The organism is Algibacter sp. (genome assembly GCF_049667265.1).
GTDB lineage: Bacteria > Bacteroidota > Bacteroidia > Flavobacteriales > Flavobacteriaceae > Algibacter_B.
In genome coordinates, this window is record NZ_JBATHX010000473.1 from 1 (window position 1) to 4,711 (window position 4,711).

2 protein-coding genes and 1 pseudogene are annotated in these 4,711 nt (G+C 34.9%); 2 read left to right on the forward strand and 1 reads right to left on the reverse strand.

Features of this window, described 5'->3' with window-relative positions; all coding sequences use genetic code 11:
• The first annotated feature begins 236 nt into the window (after window positions 1-236).
• Both WBN21_RS16280 and secA read left to right on the forward strand, forming a co-directional pair.
• Entirely contained in the window at window positions 237-458 is a 222-nt protein-coding gene (locus tag WBN21_RS16280; RefSeq protein WP_019387375.1) for a DUF2795 domain-containing protein, read from the forward strand.
• Between the two features lie 152 nt (window positions 459-610).
• Window positions 611-3,964 (forward strand): annotated as a pseudogene (gene secA, locus WBN21_RS16285) (preprotein translocase subunit SecA).
• Window positions 3,965-4,127: 163 nt separating this feature from the next.
• On the opposite strand, the gene WBN21_RS16290 reads toward secA, so the two are convergent.
• The gene (locus WBN21_RS16290) at window positions 4,128-4,493 is read right to left on the reverse strand and encodes a hypothetical protein (RefSeq protein WP_424202145.1); all 366 of its coding nucleotides are present in this window, start codon (window positions 4,491-4,493) and stop codon (window positions 4,128-4,130) included.
• Window positions 4,494-4,711: the final 218 nt, after the last annotated feature.

The window sequence follows — 4,711 nt, forward strand, 5'->3', positions numbered from 1 at the left end:
CCCGCGTTAGGGATTGAGCGATTGTTGGAGCTCCTCAAAGAGAGCGACTCGTGAAAGCCCGACCCTTGTGGTAACGCCCAAAAATTTCATTGCTATATTATTATTAACCCGCAGGAATAATTGCTGGGTTTAGAGCACAAAAAAGATACGTTCTTATAATTAATGAAAATAATTCATTTTTTCCTTGTCTGTTTAAACTAAAAAATTATTTTTGCAAAAATTAAACACACAAAAACATGTATTGGACTTTAGAATTAGCATCTTATTTAAGTGATGCGCCTTGGCCAGCGACAAAGGACGAATTAATAGATTACGCTATTAGAACGGGAGCACCTTTAGAGGTTGTTGAAAATTTACAGTCGATTGAAGATGAGGGAGACTCTTATGACTCAATTGAAGAAATCTGGTCTGACTATCCTACCGATGAGGATTACCTTTGGAATGAAGATGAATATTAGTAAAGCATAAAGAATAGTTAAAAAAGTCTCGATATGAGGCTTTTTTTTTGTTCTAAAATGTATCTTTGAAAAGCTTTTTATAAAGCAATTAAAATAGTAACGACACTATGCCAATAGCAATTGGATAGACGAATAAACATAAATATAAAAGAATGAATTTTTTAAATTCTGTATTGAAAGTATTTGTTGGCGATAAGGCTAAACAAGATGTTAAAGCACTTACGCCTTTAGTAAATAAAATTAAAACCTTTGAAGCGCCTCTGGAAGCTTTAAGTCATGATGAATTAAGAGCCAAGACTGCTGAGTTTAAAGCAAAAATTGCTGAAGCGAATGCCGACATAGACAAACAAATTGCCGACTTAACACAAGAAGCTGAAACGACTGAAGATATTGATAGACGTGAAGATATATATCTAGATATTGATAAGTTAAAGGATGAGGCTTATAAAATTACTGAAGACGTTTTAAACGATATTTTACCTGAAGCTTTTGCGGTGATAAAAGAAACTGCTAAACGTTTTGTGCACAATACCTCCATTATTGTTTCTGCAAATGAGTTTGATAGAACCATTTCTGGAGAAAAAGATTATGTGGTTTTAGATGGTGACAAAGCTATTTGGGCAAACTCCTGGGATGCTGCAGGAAAGGCCATTACTTGGGACATGGTACATTACGATGTGCAGTTAATTGGTGGTATTGCCATGCACCAAGGTAAAATTGCCGAAATGCAAACAGGTGAAGGTAAAACCTTAGTGGCTACCTTGCCAGTATACTTAAATGCTTTAGCCGGTAAAGGCGTGCATTTAGTAACTGTAAATGATTACTTAGCTAAACGTGATAGCGCGTGGATGGCTCCTATTTTTCAGTTTCATGGTATGAGTGTGGATTGTATTGATTACCATCAACCAAACTCTGATGCACGAAGAAAAGCTTATAACTCAGATATTACTTACGGTACCAATAACGAATTTGGTTTTGATTATTTGCGTGATAATATGGCACATTCGCCTGACGATTTAGTACAGCGTCCGCACCACTACGCTATTGTGGATGAAGTTGATTCTGTATTGGTTGATGATGCGCGTACGCCATTGATTATTTCGGGCCCTATTCCAAAAGGTGATCGCCACGAGTTTACAGAATTAAAACCTAAGGTTGACGATATTGTTTCGGTACAACGAAAATATTTAACGAGCGTTTTAGCAGAAGCTAAAAAGTTAATTGCCGACGGTGACACTAAAGAAGGTGGTTTACAACTGCTACGTGTTTACCGTGGAATTCCAAAAAACAAAGCACTTATTAAGTTTTTATCTGAAGAAGGTGTGAAACAACTACTTCAAAAAACTGAGAATTTTTACATGCAAGACAACAACCGCGAAATGCCAAAGGTTGATGAGGAATTGTACTATGTTATTGAAGAAAAAAATAATCAAGTTGAATTAACCGATAAAGGTATTGAGTACATTTCTGGAAAGGATAATCCAGATTTCTTCATATTGCCAGAAATAGGTATTGAGGTTGCAAAAATTGAAGAGCAAGGACTTTCGGCTGAAAAAGAGGCAACACTTAAAGAAACCTTATTTAAAGAATTTGGTGTGAAGTCTGAGCGGATCCATACGTTGAGTCAATTACTAAAAGCCTATGCTTTATTTGAAAAAGACACCCAATATGTGGTGATGGAAAATAAGGTGATGATTGTTGATGAGCAAACGGGTCGTATTATGGATGGTCGTCGTTATTCTGACGGATTACACCAAGCTATTGAGGCAAAAGAAAATGTAAAGATTGAAGATGCTACCCAAACTTTTGCAACAGTAACTTTACAGAATTACTTTAGAATGTACCGCAAACTGTCTGGAATGACAGGTACGGCTTTAACTGAAGCAGGCGAGTTCTGGGAAATCTACAAATTAGATGTTCTTGAAACACCAACCAACCGCCCTATTGCACGTGATGATAAAGAAGATTTAGTTTATAAAACCAAGCGTGAAAAATACAATGCGGTAATTGATGATGTTACCAAATTATCAGAAGCTGGACGTCCGGTTTTAATTGGAACCACATCGGTTGAGATTTCTGAGTTACTAGGAAAAATGTTGAGTATTCGAAAAATACCTCATAATGTATTAAATGCGAAACAGCACAAAAAAGAGGCTGAAATTGTTGATCAAGCTGGTAAAAGCGGACAAGTAACCATTGCAACCAATATGGCTGGTCGTGGTACGGATATTAAATTATCTGAAGAAGTTAAAGCTGCTGGTGGTTTAGCCATTGTAGGTACTGAGCGTCATGATTCGCGTCGTGTGGACAGACAGCTACGTGGTCGTGCTGGACGTCAAGGAGATCCAGGAAGTTCACAGTTTTACGTGTCGCTTGAAGATAACTTGATGCGTTTATTTGGTTCTGAGCGTATTGCTAAAATGATGGATAAAATGGGATTGAAGGAAGGTGAAGTGATTCAGCATTCTATGATTTCAAAATCTATTGAACGTGCACAGAAAAAAGTTGAAGAAAACCAATTTGGGGTTCGTAAGCGATTGTTGGAATATGATGATGTTATGAACGCCCAACGTGAGGTGGTTTACAAGCGTCGTTATAATGCCTTAAATGGTGAACGTTTACGTGTCGATTTAGCTAATATGATTTTCGATACATCGGAAGGCATTGCTGAAACAAACAAAGGTGCTAACGATTTTAAAAACTTCGAATTTGAATTGATTCGATATTTTTCAATGAGTTCGCCAATTACTGAAGCTTAATTCGGAAAATTGACAGCTATAGAAATTACATCGAAAATATACAAAGCAGCTTTTAGTCATTACAAAGATAAAATGGCTCGTAACGCTGATATGGCCTTCCCAGTCATTAAAAATGTATATGAAACGCAGCGTGATAAATTCAAGCGTATAGTGGTACCGTTTACAGATGGTGTTAAAAGTTTAAACGTTGTTACAGATCTTCAAAAAGCTTATGAAACTAACGGTAAACAATTAATTAACGACTTTGAAAAGAACATTACTTTAGCCATTATTGATGATGCTTGGAAAACTCATTTACGTAAAATGGACGAGTTAAAGCAATCGGTTCAATTGGCGGTTCATGAGCAAAAAGATCCTTTGTTAATTTATAAGTTTGAGTCTTTTGAATTGTTTAAAGCCATGATTGATGAAGTGAATAAAGATGTGATTTCATTTTTATTTAAGGGTGAATTACCTCAAGAAACCCAAGATACCATTCAAGAAGCAAGAGCTAGAAAGCAAGAAAAGCTGAATGTGCAAAAGGACGAAATCCCGAATTTGGATGAGCGTTCTGCCCAAAATAGAGCGGCAGGAAATACGCAACGCAATCAAGAAGTTGTAGAAACCATAGTGCGCGATAAACCAAAAATTGGACGTAACGATCGTGTTACCATTAAACACATTATGAATGGAGAAAATAAAACCTTAAAGTACAAACAAGCTGAACCTTTAATAGCTAAAGGTGAATGGGTTTTGGTTGAAGAATAATTGAGAAATGATAAATCTGCAAGCTTGATTAGTGCGTATATTAAACTTCATTTTTCCTGAAATAGGATAATATATATTCCAGAATTTCTAACAAAAGGGGCTAAATCAAATTTGATTTAGCCCCTTTTGTTAGAATCGCAATTGCTCTCTAAATTTTTTGAAATTACTTATTTTTTAAAATCAAAGGCCGCTTCACTATTAATATTTCATCATTAGAAAATTCCATCCAAGCAAAATCATAAAGATAATAATAGATCTTCCCTTGACTGTTTATATGCTGATGCGTATTGTATTTAAACCTAAATTTCTTTTTTTCAAGAATGACACGGTCAATTTTACATTGCAACTTATTTTTTCCCATAATCTCTAAAAGGATACTTCTATTTCTATGCAAAATTTCATCTAAATCCTTCACTACTATTGCTGTTGCTTTTCTTAAATTAACATGATAATAATTTTTACATTTTACGGAGCAAAATAATTTACCCTTTCTTCCTACAATAAGCTTGCTACATATTTTACAGGTCATTCATTTATACTTTTTTGTTAAAAACCCAATCGAAACAAATGTAAACCATTGATTTTTAGCATTATAATCATTATTCGTTTCTAACGGTTAAAATACGCTTATTTTAAAATAAACAATCATTATGGTGTTTTTTTTAGTATGTTTAATACATAAAAACAAACTTTAATGCAACAACCTATTATTTATAAACCTCTTAAGGGTTCCAAACGAATTAAGAT

Coding starts and splice junctions, on each gene's coding strand:
- WBN21_RS16290 (WP_424202145.1), bottom strand. CDS start 4,493: ATGACCTGTAAAATATGTAGCAAGCTTATTGTAGGAAGAAAGGGTAAA.
- WBN21_RS16280 (WP_019387375.1), top strand. CDS start 237: ATGTATTGGACTTTAGAATTAGCATCTTATTTAAGTGATGCGCCTTGG.